Genomic DNA, 14,991 nt, shown 5'->3' on the forward strand with positions numbered 1-14,991 from the left:
TTCCACTGCATTTTTATTGCTGAAGCCGTCAAAGGCCGCCTGTCCACAAGCTTTTTCTTGTAATGCGCAACCGATTGGAGCAACCTTTGAGCGGAGGAGCCGGTAGCGTTTCGACCGCCGGCAAATGGGAGTGCATCAGACCAGCGAAAGAACCGCATAACGCCCTTGGGAGGGGGCCAGAATGTCGGAACTTGTCATTATCATAGCAGACGACCACCCGCTTTTTCGCGGCGCCCTCAAACAGGCCGTATCCGGTCTTGACGGGCAGCAGACCATCATAGAAGCCGGGGATTTCGAGGCCGCCCGAAGTGCCGCGACGGCGCGTAACGACGCCGATCTGATGCTTCTCGACCTCGCCATGCCGGGTGTCAGCGGGTTTTCAGGCCTGATGGCGCTCCGGGCGGAATTTTCGAGCCTGCCGATCGTCATCGTTTCGGCAACGGATGATGCGACCACCGTTCGCCGGTCCATCGAACTCGGCGCTTCCGGTTTCATTTCCAAATCCTCCGGCATCGACGATATTCGCGATGGTATTCGCGCCGTTCTGGAAGGGGACGTCTGGATACCGGCGAGCAGCCACGGTGACAAGGAAAACGACCCGGATGTGGCTGATCTCATAGGCCGGCTCAGAACGCTGACGCCGCAGCAAAGCCGGGTTCTGGGCATGCTGGCCGAAGGATTGCTGAACAAGCAGATCGCCTATGAGCTGAATGTTTCGGAAGCCACCATCAAGGCGCATGTCTCCGCGATCCTGCTGAAACTCAAGGTCGACAGCCGCACGCAGGCGGTGATCCAGCTCGCCAAGATAAACACATCGGCCATGGTGGCGTGATCAAGGATTTTATTCCTTTCCTTTCTTTACTCCGGGCCGGATATGGTCTAGATTCCGGGGAGTAAATGACAGGAGCTTTTCCGCTATCGGCTCCACCTGCGGGCTTTCTTACCATGCTGTCACACGAGACGATCTGGGGCGCCATCGATACGCTTGCCAAACGCCATGAGCTGACGCCCTCGGCATTGGCGAAGCGCGCCGGTCTCGATCCGACCTCATTCAACAAATCGAAGCGCTTCGGCCCGGATGGCCGCAAACGCTGGCCTTCGACGGAATCCGTCTCCAAGGTGCTGGAGGCGACGGGGGCAAGCGTCGACCAGTTTTTCGGCTATGCTTTTGGCAAGGCCGCCCAGACGATGCAGCCTTCCGGCGCGGACAATGCCATACCCCTGCTCGGTTTTGCGCAGGCGGGTTCCGGCGGTTTCTTCGATGATGGTGGTTTTCCGGCCGGTCAGGGCTGGGATGTGGTGGAATTCCCCTCTTCTCCCGAACGCAAGCAGGGCGTCTATGCGCTGGAGGTACAGGGCGAAAGCATGATGCCGCTTTACCGCGATGGCGACATCCTGATTGTAGAGCCAGGCGCGCAGGTGCGGCGCGGCGACCGCGTGGTGCTGAAAAGCCGCGACGGCGAAGTGATGGCCAAGGTGCTGGCGCGGCAAAGCCCCAAGAATATCGAGCTTCTTTCGCTCAACCCCGAACATCCGAACCGCAGCTTCGACATGGCCGAGGTGGAATGGATCGCCCGCATCATCTGGGCCAGCCAATAGGCAATGAGCGTGCGGGCGTCCCGCTTACGTCGCTACGCTCTCCGCACCCTGCCGACAATATCCCTTTACAGGCCGAGTGCGCTGACAGCGGCATCAACCGGCATGACCTTCGCACCGCCGGACACCGCCCTGCGGACAAGGCCTTGCAACCTATCTTCCGGGCAACCGTAAAAGCTCGGCGCAGGCGAGACATCATGCGTGAAAATGATGAGCCAGCCGCCATTTTGCAAAACATCCTCAAGCCAGCGATCGGCAGCGTTGAGATAGTTCTGATCGGGCCGCAATTCCACCGCAGCCAGATTATAGGGATCGATGCTGCCCCGATTGATGCCGGCCGTGATGCCACGGGCCGTCCTGAACCTGCGCCGCAACAATGGTTGCATGAGGGGTGAGGCCATGCCGAAGGGAACGGAAAAATTCCGTTTATGCCCATTTTGGTTGAATGATCCGAGCACGCTTTCGTTGCGATCGAGATCCTCCTCAAGCCCGCGCCGCGAAAAGCTTGAGAGTTTGCGGTGAGAATAGGTGTGGCAGGCTAGCTCGTGGCCGGCCGCTGCCAGTTCCGAACAGCCCTGCGTGGAGATCATCTCCTGCTGCTCATCGTGCGTGTCGATGAAAACGCCCGCAATGTAAAACGTCCCGCAAACACCCTCGTTTTCCAGTATGCGTGCGCCCTTTGTCCAGGCGGTTGCGGGTACATCGTCGAATGTGAAGGAGACGATCGGTTCGGATGTCTCGATCCGAGCCGCCGGTCCCGGAAAATAGCGTACGAGCCGGTTATTGATCCGGTCCGCAAATGTCCCGATTTTTTGCGCCATGCATAGCCCCCCGGCCTTTCTGCAAATTACTGCCCTTGTTCAAGTATGTCGTAAGCCTGATGCCTCAAACAATAGATTGCGATCAGAAGAGAAGACCAGATAGGCCCAGTTCCAGTAAAGAAATTACTCTCAATACACGAAGAAAGCAGTGCATACACCCAAATTCGGGCAAAAAGCCGCGTCAATCCCGGATCGGTTCCCCTTTCCACCGCTATACGAAAATCATTTGCAGGTATGATGACGAGCCATATGACTATGAGAATAAATGCCGGCAGGCCGCCATTCAGCAGGCTTTCTACATAGCCGTTATGGGCATGGGAGGCCGTGACCGCCCAGGTTTCGGAAATATCGGCCTGCGACAGGAGCGCGCTACTCGTCCAGAATGCCTGGAAACCCTGCCCGAAAATCGGCGATTGCGCAAAGGTGTCGAAGGACAGACGCCATATGTCCGTTCGGCCGGTAAAAGTGGAATCGATACCCAGACTTTCGACCAGATTCTGTATGCTCGGAAAATAGGTGGAGCCGACTGCAAGGATGTTGAAGAAGGCCAGAAGGCCGCCGATCATCAGCAATGTGCGGCCTGCATGTCTTTCCAGAATCCAGATCAGCGCGATAGTGACTGGCAACAGCATCGCCGCGGTTTTTCCATTGGTTTTCCAGAGGAAGAAACCTGCCAGAAGCGTGATTGCGATACCGCCAACCGTCGACCAGGCATTACGCAGGTAAAGCCCGACCATGAAAAGAATGATCATGGCCGGAGCAGCCGCGTTCTTGTGGTTGAAGATGCCGCGCCAATCGCCCGCAAGCGACGTTTCATCGAGATCGTAGGGCTGATGGATCGAGCGCGAGCTCAGAAAGAGCACCCCGAAATAGCAGAGCGCCAGCAGGATGATGGCGAAGATGGCCATCATCCGGTCAAACTGGCGCCGGTCCCGGGGCATGACGACAAGGACGCTGGTGATGAAACAGAGAAGGGCCGTAAAGATCAGGCGTTGCAGCGAGGTCCCCGGCTGCTCGCCAAGCACCGAGCAGATCACCAGCCAGAAAAACAACAGGAGGATGGGCAGACGCGGCCGCAGCAAAAGTCCTGTCAGCCGGTGGCGCAGGGCAAAAACACCCAAAATCAAAGCAATGACAAGCCCGGTGAGCTGGTTTGCGGCCGCATGCGGCACCGGCGGAGCCGCGAGATTTTCAAATGGGGCAACGGAAATCCAGATATAAAGCATCGTGCCGACGAAAAAAATCGCGTCACGACGGCTGCCCGTAAGCGACATGGCATTGCTTGGCGCAGAAATGGGCTGGGTATCAGCAAAACGCGGCATGGTCGCCTGTACGGAGAACGGATAATCGGATCATCTATGGTCTGCTCTCGGACGAACGACGAAACCCTTTTTTGAAACCAGGCCCTGTCCAAACAACCATAAACAGTCATTATCATCATTATTGTGTAATTGCTTTAACCCTCTCTTACCTCAAAGAAGGCTAAGACAGAAGAAACTGTCATTCATCGGTTCACCGGCATTCAGATTACTGGCCGGACGCCGGCTTTCAGTTCGCCAAATATTACAAAGCAGGGCAGTCATTTTTTGAATGCGTCCGGCAATGTCGGAAAACATGGAGAATGAGGTGTCGTTCAATACGCCGCGGCTCGGCCATCTAGTCAGACTGGGATTGACCTATATGGCGTCCGGCGGGGCTCTGCTGATGTCCAGCGCCGCCCAGCTTTTGACATTCGCCCTGCTTGCCCGTCATCTCGGCGTCGAACAATTCGCGCTCTATGCGTCGATCACGGCCGTCACCAATCTCGGCGTGCAGATCTGCGGCATCGGTTCGCAGGAATCTCTGATCCGCCGCGTCGCGCAGGATCGCAGCATGTTTCCCGTCATGCTCGGCCACAGCTATCTTCTCAGCGCGGCGACAGGCGTGGTACTGACCTTCATCGGCATGGTGACGATCCCGGTGTTTTTCCCGACGTCGGAAACATTGCTGCATACACTCATCACCACCTTCCTGATCCTGATAACGAACCTCGTTCTTCTGAAAGTCATTTCGCTTTCCACGCAGAGCTTCATCGCCCATTCCGACTTCGCTTCAGCCAACAAGCTGGAAGTGATGTTCGCCGTCGCACGCACGATTGCCGCCGTGGTTGCCTGCCTCATCTTCAAGATAGAAACGGTCGAGGCCTGGGCCTTGTGGAACCTTGCCGCCCACGCCATTGCGACGGTGATCTCGGTCAAGGCGATCGGCAGGCTTGGCAAGCCGGTTTTCCGGATCGTTCGCGATGAAATCCGCATCGGCATTCTGTTCTCCACCCAGTTCCTGTTCAAGGCCGTGCGCGGCAATGCCGATATTCTCGTTCTCGGCGTCATTGCCAGCGCCGAGGTCCTGGGCAGCTATTCCATCGCCCGGCGGATTCTCGACAGCTCCTACCTCTCGGTGGAGGCCCTTAACCGCCTGATCTATCCGGGTTCGGCCTCGGCCGCTCTGCAGGGCATCGGAAAGACCATAGAACGCGCCTATAATGTGCTGAAGGCGGCGCTCGTTATCGCAGTTGGCAGCGCGCTGGCGATCTTCATCATCGCGCCTTTCCTGCCCCTGTTGTTCGGCGACGAATATGTCTCGCTGCCCATCATTACCCGTGTCCTTTGCTGGGTCGTTTTACCGATGGCGGTGGCGGCGACGGCGCTTGAAGCACTCGGTGCATCCGGGCGGCAGGATATTCGCGCCAAGATCTGGAACAGCGGCAACCTTATCGGCTCCGTTGTCGTCGCCGTCTTCACCTGGTTCTTCAGCATTTCGGGAACGATCGGCAGCTATTTCCTGGTGGAATCCGCTATTGCCGCGGCCGTCTGGATCGCGCTTCTGCGCCTGCGGCGCAACGATGAAGCCTTTGCACCTGCCAAATAGACGGCGCTTTCTTTAATAAAGCCCATAGGGGAAATAACGCCGGTAGATTTCTTCCAGCCGGCCGTTGCGGGAAAGTGCGGCAAGCGCCTGATCAAAGGCCGGCACAAGCACATTGTCCGGATCGACAGCCATGATGGACAGGCCTTCGCCAAGAAATCTGTCGGACATGTAAGGCCCGCCGAAGAGCGAGCAGCAGCCTTCGGACGCGCTTCCTGAAACCCAGAAAGGCAGGCGCAGACCATCGGCGAAAACGGCGTCCACCTTGCCCGTCTTCAACGCGTCGTACATGGGTTCATAGCCCTCGAAACCTTCAGCCGCGGCCTTTGGAAAAAATGCCTTCAGCATCTGCTCGTGCCGCGAACCCGTGACAACGCCTACCTTTTTTCCCGAGAGGGCTTCAGCGCCGGAACCGGTGAATTTCCCCGCCTTGTTGACGGCCAGGCGTGCGGGCAATAGCAGATAGGGGCGTGAGAAGGTGAAACTCTTGCGCAGATCGGCGGTGGTGGCGAGACCGGAAATCACCGCTTCCCCCTCCCCCATCTCGAGCGCCGCTTCCAGCTCGTCAAACGGCAGCGCCTGCACCTGGCATTTGCTTTCAACCTTCAGCTGGGCACAGATTTCACGCACGAGATCGACATGAAAACCCGCAAGCCGGCCTTCCTGATCAGTAAAATTGAAGGGTGGGAAATCGACCGACATCAGAAACCTGATGCGGGGAACGGAAGAAAGATCGCCGCCCGGAAACCGCTCCTGCGCATCAAACAGCACCGGCATGCGGTTTCCGTCCGACAGACCTTCCGCATGAACTTTGCTAAAAAAGCCAACAAATTGTAAAGCGACAGCTAAAGTAAAAACAAGACTTACATTCCGCGTTACATTCGTCATTCTCATCTATACTGTCCGTAGCAGGAATTGGCGCGTTACCATGACAGCGGCGGCGATGCATGGATTATTTTAGGCAGTATACACGAGAATCGTTTCGCACGACGCCGGCGGGACGAAAAATTGCGTTTTCGCTCATTGGTGACAATCCGCTCTGGATGGCTCCCCAACAGGACGAGCCCGGATCAACGCGCTTTCTCTCTTCGCTGGGGTTTGGCAAGCCCTATATCAGCACATTCGAAGAACGGGCCCTGAAAAACGGCTCGACCGTGGAAGACGAATTGCTGGCAAGCGGTCTTGTCGATGCGGATGCCTATTACGGCGCCTTTGCCAGATTTTTGCGACTGCCGTTTCTTGCGGAAATCGATCCCGGCCGGGTATCAGACATCAAACATCTGGACATGCAACTTGCCGAACCACGGCTTCTGCGGCTGGCACCACTGAACGGCAAACCGATGCTGCTGATCGTGCCGGAACTGGCACGGATGGAATTGCTGAAAAGCATGCTCGATCAGCGTCCGCAGCTTTTCGACGAACTGGCTGTGACCACACCGCAGGCGATGCGCGGCGCAATCTGGAAGGCGGGCGAGGCGCGCCGCTGCCAGGACACGCGACATCGGCTTTTCAACGCGGCGCCGCAGCATTCGGCCAGAATCACGCTGCAAGGGCAGCAGGGTTTTACAAGCGGTGTCCTCGTTACCCTGCTCGTTCTGTCGCTGCTGTTTTATACGCAGGCGACCCTGGTCTATATTCACGTCACGCTGACAATGCTTTATCTTTCCACCCTGCTTTTCAGACTTTTTGCGCTCGTCCATGCGCCCAGAGAAAACGATGCAAAAACCGTCGTCCCGCTCCCGCAGGACGGAGATCTGCCGGTCTACACCATTCTCGTGGCGCTTTATCGCGAAGAAGCGGTCGTCGAGCAGCTTGTCGGTGCGCTGGAGCGGCTGGACTGGCCCAAATCCCGGCTCGACATCAAGCTCGTCTGCGAGGCGGACGACGCCGCGACGATTAAGGCCATACATCGGGCAAATCCGGGTCCGCATGTGGAGATCATAAGGGTTCCGCCGTCCCTACCGCGCACCAAACCCAAGGCGCTGACCTATGCACTCTCCGGCGCGCGCGGCACATTCGTTGCCGTTTACGATGCCGAAGACCGACCGCATCCGCAACAATTGCGCGAAGCCCATGCCGCCTTTCACGACCAGCCGGAAGAGGTGGCCTGCCTGCAGGCGCCGCTTATCATCAGCAATGCGCGCTCCTCCTGGCTCAGCGCCTGTTTCGCACTGGAATATTCTGGTCTCTTTCGCTGCATGTTGCCCGTTCTCGCCGCGCACAGGCTGCCGTTGCCGCTTGGCGGCACCTCCAACCATTTCCGCACCGCCGTCTTGCGTCGGGTCGGCGCCTGGGATCCCTACAATGTGACGGAAGACGCCGATATGGGCCTCAGGCTGCACAGGCTCGGTTATCGCTGCGGTGTCATCCGGCGACAGACGCTGGAGGATGCGCCGACCTCGCTTCCCGTGTGGCTGAACCAGCGTGCGCGATGGTACAAGGGCTGGCTGCAAAGCTGGCTGGTAATGACCCGCGCGCCCTTCATCACCGCACGCCACATGGGATGGGGTGCCTATACGGTCTTTCAGTTACTGATCGGCGGGATGCTCCTGTCGTCGCTAACGCATCCCCTGCTGTTCGTTTCCTTCGCTTTCATGGTCATGGCGATCCGTGAAAATGGCGCGGATATGCTGCTTTCCTGGCAGGGGGCTCTATTTCTCATCGATACGCTGAATATTTTCGGCAGCTACGCCATCTTCGTGCTGATGGGCCGAAACAGGATGATAGCCTACGAAAAACAACAGATCGGACGTCGCTGGATGGCAATCCCGCTCTATTGGCTGATGATGTCTGTTGCCGCCTGGCGCGCCGTGGTGGAGCTGAAAACCAGACCTTTCGTCTGGAACAAGACGCCGCATGTGCCTGTCGTCAAAGATGCGGCGTGACGAGACATAGCCGGGGGGAAGCGCTTACTTCGCGCTTTCTCACGATACATGGAATACTCTCAGTCCGCGCTTCCGCAATTGGAAACCATTCCGGCTTCGATGGCGATGCCGCTATAGCAGCGGCAATACTTAAAATGCCTTGCCGAACGAGGCTTGTCTCCCGGCAAGGTCTTTCACTTCGCCACCGAAGCGGCTGAAAACTTTATTTGGCGACGAGCTTGTTCTTGATCAAGCCAACAATGACCTGGACGATCAGACCGCCCACACCGCCACCAACGAGCTGACCGGCAAGAGCGGCGATATCCACGCCGCCGGCTGCCGCCGTGCCTGCAGTCCCGAGCAGCGATCCGAGAACCGTTCCGCCGCCGATGCCACCGATGGCGCCGGCGATCAGGTTTCCGAGCGAACCGAGATCGGAATCCTTCAGTATCTTTCCGCCTGCCGTGCCGCCAACCGCACCACCAACGATTTGGGCCAATATCGAAGTAAGATCCATGTCATCCTCCTCACTTGTTTCCCCGACCATTCGGGGAAACAAAGCCTCTTATTCATGTCTGCGCAGGCTGGACGGAACCGGCGTGGCCGGCCTTCTCTTCCTCGCCAAAGATTTTCCAGACCACGGCGCCAATGACGCCGCCGAGGATCGGAGCGAGCCAGAACAGCCAGAGCTGTTGCACCGCCCATCCGCCGACGAACAGGGCCTGCCCCGTGGAGCGGGCCGGATTGACGGATGTGTTGGTGACCGGAATGGAAATCAGATGAATAAGGGTGAGGGCAAGACCGATGGCGATCGGCGCGAAGCCGGATGGAACCCTGCCATGCGTCGATCCCAGAATGACGATCAGGAAAAAGGCCGTCAGGATGACCTCGATCAGCAGCGCCGAGACGAGAGAATAACCACCCGGCGAATGTTCACCATAACCATTGGCGGCAAAACCGCCAATGTCCGCCCCTGCCTTGCCTGTAAGGATGACATAAAGCGCCGCGGCCGCGACAATCGCCCCCAGAACCTGCGCCACTATATAGGGCAGGAGGTTCGCTGCCGGAAATTTACCGGCAACCGACAGGCCGACGGAAACGGCCGGATTGAAATGACCGCCCGAAATGCCGCCAACCGCATAGGCCATGGTCAAAACCGTCAGGCCGAAAGCGAAAGCGACACCAAGAAAACCAATGCCGAGTTCAGGAAAAGCAGCAGCAAAAACCGCACTGCCGCAGCCTCCGAACACGAGCCAAAAGGTACCCAGAAATTCCGAAAGAAGCTTGCGACTCATAACATTTCCCCATCATGTTACGACTGCATCAACTATTACGTGCAATTTAATAGTAGTCAAGCTAAATCGCATATTCACGCGACTGCCGGGGCGTCAATGCGCTCCCGCACGACACAGCGTTCCTCTGCCTCTGCTCGCACGCCAGCGCCTGAAGCGTTTCAAAAAGACAACGCAGGGTGAGATCGGCTGACGCTTAGCAACTTCAGGCTCAGGCAAGCCCGATTGCGTAATGAGCCTTTGCAAAGTGATGGACTTGAACGGACGCTCTTCGGGGCATTGGCAAGTAAATCATTTGTTGCTGTTGAGAATTTGGCCTTAGCCTTTAGGATTTTCCGGACATGACTTCGATCATTTCTTCCCTGAATGTCAATCAGATCAAATATCTTTCGACAGCAGCAGTTGCAGCCTGGACAACCGATGAGGTGGCGACGCTTTCCACGGCTCAGATTAAAGCGCTTTCCTCCGATCAAGTCGCGGCACTGGATGCAGAGGATGTCAAAGTCCTCAACTCCCGACAGTTAAGCGCCATCTCACAGGGCGCCATCATCGGTTTGACGCTGGATCAGCTGAACATCCTCGATCAATACGCCATCAAGAGCCTGAGTGCGGGTCAGATTTCTGCGCTCACCACCACGCAGATCGATGCGCTGACGGTCGATCAAGCGGAGGCGTTGACCGCGCCCCAGGTGAGCGCCCTCAAAGCAACGCAACTTGCGGCCTTCAGCGCGGAGGAATTAGCGACCTTCTCGACCGCCGATATTGCGGCGATAACCGCCAGAGCCATGCCCGGCTTGAGCACGGAGGCGATCGCAGCGCTTACCCCAGATCAGATCGCGGCTCTGAACATAAGCGCCATTGCGAGCCTGACGACCGATCAGATCGCGGTTTTGAGTCCAGGTCAGATCGAAGCCCTGTCGCCCGCACAGATCAGGATGCTGAATTCGGCGCAACTTGCGGCCTTCAGCGTGGAGGATATAGCAACCTTCTCGACCGCCGATATTGCGGCGATCAACGCCAAGGCCCTGCCGGGGATGACCACGGATAGTGTCGCCGCCCTGTCCCTCGATCAGGTCGCCGCATTGACGGCAGCTCAGGTTGCCGCACTCAAAACGACACAGGTCGCGGCCTTCAGCGTCGGCCAGATCGAAGCCCTGTCGCCGGCGCAGGTGATGGCGCTGAGTTCGGCGCAACTCGCGGTGCTCAGCACGGATGCCATAGCGACCTTCTCCCTCGCCGACCTCGCGGCGGTGACGGCCAGAGCCGTGCCGGGCCTGAGCACGCAGGCGCTATCAGGCTTTACCCCCGATCAGACCGCTGCCCTCAGCACGGGCGTAATTGCAAGCCTGACGACCGATCAGATCGAAGTCTTGAGTACCGATCAGATCGCAGCCTTGACGACGGCTCAGATTGCCGCACTCGGGACGAAACAGATTTCGGCTTTCAGCACGAGCCAGATGGAGGCCCTGTCACCGGCGCAGGTGAAGGCGTTGAGTGCGGCGCAACTCACCGCCCTCGGCGCCGAGGATATAGCAACCTTCTCCACCGCCGATATCGCGGCGATCAACAGCAAAGCAATCTTACGCCTGGGTACGGAGGCGATCGCTTCGCTTAGCGATGATCAGATCGCAGCCTTGACGACAGCCCAGCTCAACGCCCTCAGCGCAGCGCAGTTTCAAGTCCTGAACGCCAGTCAGATCGAACTCCTGTCGGCCACCCAGATTGCCGCCCTGAACGCCGGCGTGATCGCAAGCCTGACAGCAGATCAGATCGACATCTTGAGCACCAGTCAGGTCGAGGCCCTGTCCTCCGCGCAGGTGAGGTCGCTGAGTTCGACGCAACTCGCGGCCCTGCGTCTGGAGCAGCTGATGACATTCTCGACCGCTGATGTCGCGGCAATCACGAACAAGGCCCTGCCGGGCTTGAGCGTGGATGCTATCGCCGCGCTGACCAGAGATCAGATCGCTGCTCTAAGCGCCAGCGCAGTCACGGGCCTGACCACCGATCAGGTCGAAGCCCTCAGTAGAGATCAGGTCGGCCTTCTCTCCGCCGCGCAGCTTAAAGCGTTGAGTTCGGCGCAGGTCGCTGCCCTTGGCAGCGATGTGACGGTCCTCTCCACCAGCCAAACCGCAATGTTGGGTGCAGCGGGTGTCAGGGGCCTGAGCGCCGATCAGATTGCCGCCATGAGCGTCGGTCAGTTTTCGGCCTTGACCGCAGTCCAGATCAGCGCTCTCAGCGCGGCGCAGATCGCGGCCGTGAGCGAGGACACCATAAAATCACTTTCGCCGGTCCAGATCGCGGCCATAAGCGCCGCAGGCATCGCGGGACTTTCAACCAGTCAGATCACCGCTTTGAGCACCGATCAGATTTCACGTCTGACCACCCGGCAAATGGCAAGCTTAAGCTCGGCGCAAATTGCCGCTCTGGGCACAGACGACATAGCTGCTCTTTCAAAAAACCAGATCGCTTCCATAAGTGCCGCAGGCATTATGGGACTGAGCGCCGAGCAGCTGGCGACCTTCAGCACCGGTCAGGCCAGCGCCCTGACGGGCGCGCAGATTGTCAATCTCGATTCCACGCAGATTTCGGCACTGGGCACGGATGATCTCGCGACATTCACACCCAGGGAGATTGCCGCCATCGGTTCGACGGCGATCCCGGGCTTGTCGGCCGAAACGATGGTGTCCCTGACGACGGCGCAGATTGCCGCCCTGAATACGCAAAGCATCAGTGCACTGAGCACGGCGCAGATCGCCGCCCTGACCACCGCTCAGGTGGCTGCCCTGACCCCTGCACAGGTCAGCGCGCTCTCCTTGAAGCAGATCGCCGTCTTGAGCACGGATGACATTGCAACATTCTCGACCAAGGATATTGCCGCGATCAGCTTAAACGCGATCCAAGGTCTGTCGACCGAGACCGTAGCCTCCATGACAACGGGTCAGATTTCGGCTCTCAACGCACAAAGCATCGGCGCGCTGACCACCGCGCAGATTGCCGCCTTGACGACGGCACAGGTGGAGGCTTTGACCACCGCACAGGTCGGCGCTCTCACCTCGAAACAGATCGCCGTCTTGAGCACGGAGGACATTGCAACATTCTCCGCCAGGGATATTGCAGCGATCAGCGCCAGTGCCATCCCCGGCCTGTCAACGGAGACCATAGCCTCCTTGACGACGATGCAGATTGCCGCCCTGAGTTCCGCTGGCATTGGTGGACTGAGCACCGGGCAGGTGGCCGCCTTGACCAGCGCTCAGGTGAACGCGCTAACCAATGCCCAAATCCGTGCCCTCGCCTCCAGACAGATTGCGGCGTTGCGCCCGGACGATATCGTCTCGCTTTCAGCAAGCCAGATCGCCGCTCTCAGCGCTGCGGGGATAACGGGCCTCACCCCTGATCAGATTGACGCCCTCACCACCGATCAGGTCGCGGCTCTGAACAGCGCTCAGATCGGCGCGCTTAACTCGAAACAGATTGCCGCCCTCAGTCCCGATGATCTCAACACCTTCACCGCCGCCGAGCTGGCTGCAATCAGCTCCACAGCGATCCGGGGTCTGTCGACAGCAACGGTCGCTTTGCTGACGACGGCTCAGATCGCAGCACTGGGCACGGTAGTATCGGGCATGACCACCGACCAGGTTGCAGCCCTCGGGACCAATCAGGTGGGCGCCCTGACCAGCGCCCAGGTCAGCGCCCTCACCTCCAGACAGATTGCAGCGCTGGGTACAGACGACATCGCCTCGCTTTCGGCAAACCAGATCGCCGCTCTCGGCACAGCGGGTGTGACTGGCCTGACCACCGATCAGTTCGCGGCGCTCAGCGCCGATCAGGTCGAGGCCCTGACCAGTGCCCAGATCGGCGCTCTCAGCTCCAAACAGATTGCCGCCCTCGGTGCTGATGACCTCAGCACTTTCACGACCGCGGAGCTGGCCGCAATCAGCCTGAATGCGATCCCCGGCCTGTCGACGGCCACGATCGCTTCGTTGACGACCGCACAGATCGCCGCCTTCGGCACGGCGGCGATAGCCAGCCTGACCATCGACCAAATTGGCGCGCTCGGCACCAGCCAGGTAGAGGCCATGAGCAACGCCCAAATCGGCGCCTTCACCTCCAAACAGATTGCAGCGCTAGGCACGAATGACATCGCCTCGCTTTCAACAGCCCAGATCGCCGCTCTCAGCACGGCGGGCATAACAGGCCTGACCAGCGATCAGATTGTGGCGTTGAGCAACGATCAGGTCGAGGCTCTGACCGGCGCTCAGATCGGCGCGCTCGACTCGAAACAGATCGTGGCCCTCAGCGCCGATGATCTGGTCACATTTACCAATTCCGAGCTGGCTGCAATCGGCATGAATGCGATCGCGGGCCTCTCAACGGAGACCATAGCGTCGCTGACGGCAGCGCAGATCGCAGCATTGAGCCCGGATGCCATTAGTGGGCTGAGCACCGGGCAGGTGGCCGTCTTGACCAGTAGCCAGCTGAACACCCTGAGCAATGCCCAGGTTAGTGCCCTCACCTCCAAACAGATTGCCGTCCTCAGCCCCGCCCACATCGCCTCATTCTCGGCAACCCAGATAGCGGCTCTCGATGCTCTGGCTGCATCCGGCTTCAGCGGCGCACAGATCAGCGCCCTGAGTGTTGGGCAGATCGAAGCGCTCTCCACCCGCCACATCGCATCGTTGAGTTCGGAGGCGCTCACGGGCCTGTCTCCGGCCATGCTGAAAACCTTCTCGCCGGCGGAACTCGCTGCGATTGGCTCGAACGCGATAAGGGGATTGTCTACCGACTTCATCGCCACATTGTCTTCCACTGACGTTGCGGCCTTGAGTACAGCCGGCGTCGCCGGATTGACCAGCGACCAGATCGGCGCTTTCGGCAAGGAGCAGATCCGGGCACTCACCACCGGCCAGATCGCCGCGTTGAGTTCAGCCGCACTAGCAGGGTTGACGGCGGAAGGTCTGGCAACCTTTACCACCGAGGAACTCGCCGCGATCAACTCGTCGGCGATCAGGGGGCTTTCCACCGGCGTCATAGCGTCCCTTTCCTCTCAGGGTGTAGGCGCACTGACGACAAGCCAGGTGGCTTCGCTGAGCTACGGCCAGGTGGCGGCAATGGGTTCCGCGCAAATCGGAGCCCTGACATTGGCGCAGGTCGGCGCCCTTAAATCGCTGCAGACCGCCGCATTTGGCGGAGACGATCTCGCCGCATTGTCCACCGAGCAAATCATCAGCTTGAGTTCAAACGCGATCTCGGGATTGAGCACCAGCGCGCTCGCCGCCTTGACGGCTTCGCAGGCGGCAGCCTTCACACCGGGTCAGATCGCCGCCATGAGTTCGGCGCAGGTCGTGGCGTTGAACAGCGACGATCCGGTAAGCAGCTCCGCCCAAACCATCGCCTCATCCACCGTAGCCGACACGTCGACGACGCAGGCGACGTCTCAACAGTCGCCAGACGTCGCTGCTGCGATTTTGTCCTACCTGAACGCATGACCTTCAGTGCGGCGAATGCTGGAGTAAA

Annotated in this window: 10 protein-coding genes; 5 read left to right on the forward strand and 5 right to left on the reverse strand. The window is 58.9% G+C overall.

The genetic code is table 11. The features are described 5' to 3' along the window. The first annotated feature begins 181 nt into the window (after window positions 1–181). On the forward strand, window positions 182–832 hold the full coding sequence (locus tag OK142_RS06470; RefSeq protein ID WP_003493733.1) for a response regulator: 651 nt from the start codon (window positions 182–184) through the stop codon (window positions 830–832). A gap of 113 nt (window positions 833–945) precedes the next feature. Then, complete coding sequence (locus OK142_RS06475) at window positions 946–1,599, forward strand: S24 family peptidase (RefSeq protein ID WP_003493732.1); 654 nt, start codon at window positions 946–948, stop codon at window positions 1,597–1,599. Window positions 1,600–1,664: 65 nt separating this feature from the next. Here OK142_RS06475 and OK142_RS06480 read toward each other — a convergent pair whose 3' ends face one another. Together OK142_RS06480 and uppY are read right to left on the reverse strand one after the other, a co-directional pair. After that, window positions 1,665–2,417, reverse strand: a complete 753-nt coding sequence (locus OK142_RS06480) for a polysaccharide deacetylase family protein (RefSeq protein ID WP_003493731.1) — start codon at window positions 2,415–2,417, stop codon at window positions 1,665–1,667. A gap of 26 nt (window positions 2,418–2,443) precedes the next feature. Continuing rightward, a complete protein-coding gene (gene uppY / locus OK142_RS06485) occupies window positions 2,444–3,739 on the reverse strand; it encodes a Wzy-type polysaccharide biosynthesis protein UppY (protein ID WP_003493729.1) in 1,296 nt (431 codons plus the stop codon). Window positions 3,740–4,031: 292 nt separating this feature from the next. Here uppY and uppX point away from each other — a divergent pair, with 292 nt between their 5' ends. Then, entirely contained in the window at window positions 4,032–5,324 is a 1,293-nt protein-coding gene (uppX, locus tag OK142_RS06490) for a Wzx-type polysaccharide biosynthesis protein UppX (protein WP_498681670.1), read from the forward strand. A 12-nt stretch (window positions 5,325–5,336) separates the two neighbouring features. Here the strand turns inward: uppX and OK142_RS06495 are convergent, their stop codons facing one another. Beyond that, complete coding sequence (locus tag OK142_RS06495; RefSeq protein ID WP_082183673.1) at window positions 5,337–6,098, reverse strand: transporter substrate-binding domain-containing protein; 762 nt, start codon at window positions 6,096–6,098, stop codon at window positions 5,337–5,339. Window positions 6,099–6,268: 170 nt separating this feature from the next. Here OK142_RS06495 and OK142_RS06500 point away from each other — a divergent pair, with 170 nt between their 5' ends. Continuing rightward, a complete protein-coding gene (locus OK142_RS06500) occupies window positions 6,269–8,206 on the forward strand; it encodes a glycosyltransferase family 2 protein (RefSeq protein WP_498681672.1) in 1,938 nt (645 codons plus the stop codon). Window positions 8,207–8,408: 202 nt separating this feature from the next. On the opposite strand, the gene OK142_RS06505 is transcribed toward OK142_RS06500, so the two are convergent. Next, window positions 8,409–8,702 (reverse strand): hypothetical protein, encoded by a 294-nt coding sequence (locus OK142_RS06505; protein WP_035227544.1) that lies wholly within the window; start codon window positions 8,700–8,702, stop codon window positions 8,409–8,411. Window positions 8,703–8,754: 52 nt separating this feature from the next. Continuing rightward, complete coding sequence (gene aqpZ, locus OK142_RS06510) at window positions 8,755–9,480, reverse strand: aquaporin Z (protein ID WP_137037052.1); 726 nt, start codon at window positions 9,478–9,480, stop codon at window positions 8,755–8,757. Between the two features lie 338 nt (window positions 9,481–9,818). On the opposite strand from aqpZ, the gene OK142_RS06515 reads away from it, so the two are divergent. After that, a complete protein-coding gene (locus tag OK142_RS06515) occupies window positions 9,819–14,963 on the forward strand; it encodes a beta strand repeat-containing protein (RefSeq protein ID WP_498681674.1) in 5,145 nt (1,714 codons plus the stop codon). Window positions 14,964–14,991: the final 28 nt, after the last annotated feature.

Source organism: Agrobacterium sp. BT-220-3 (assembly GCF_025910175.1).
Lineage (GTDB): Bacteria > Pseudomonadota > Alphaproteobacteria > Rhizobiales > Rhizobiaceae > Agrobacterium > Agrobacterium oryzihabitans.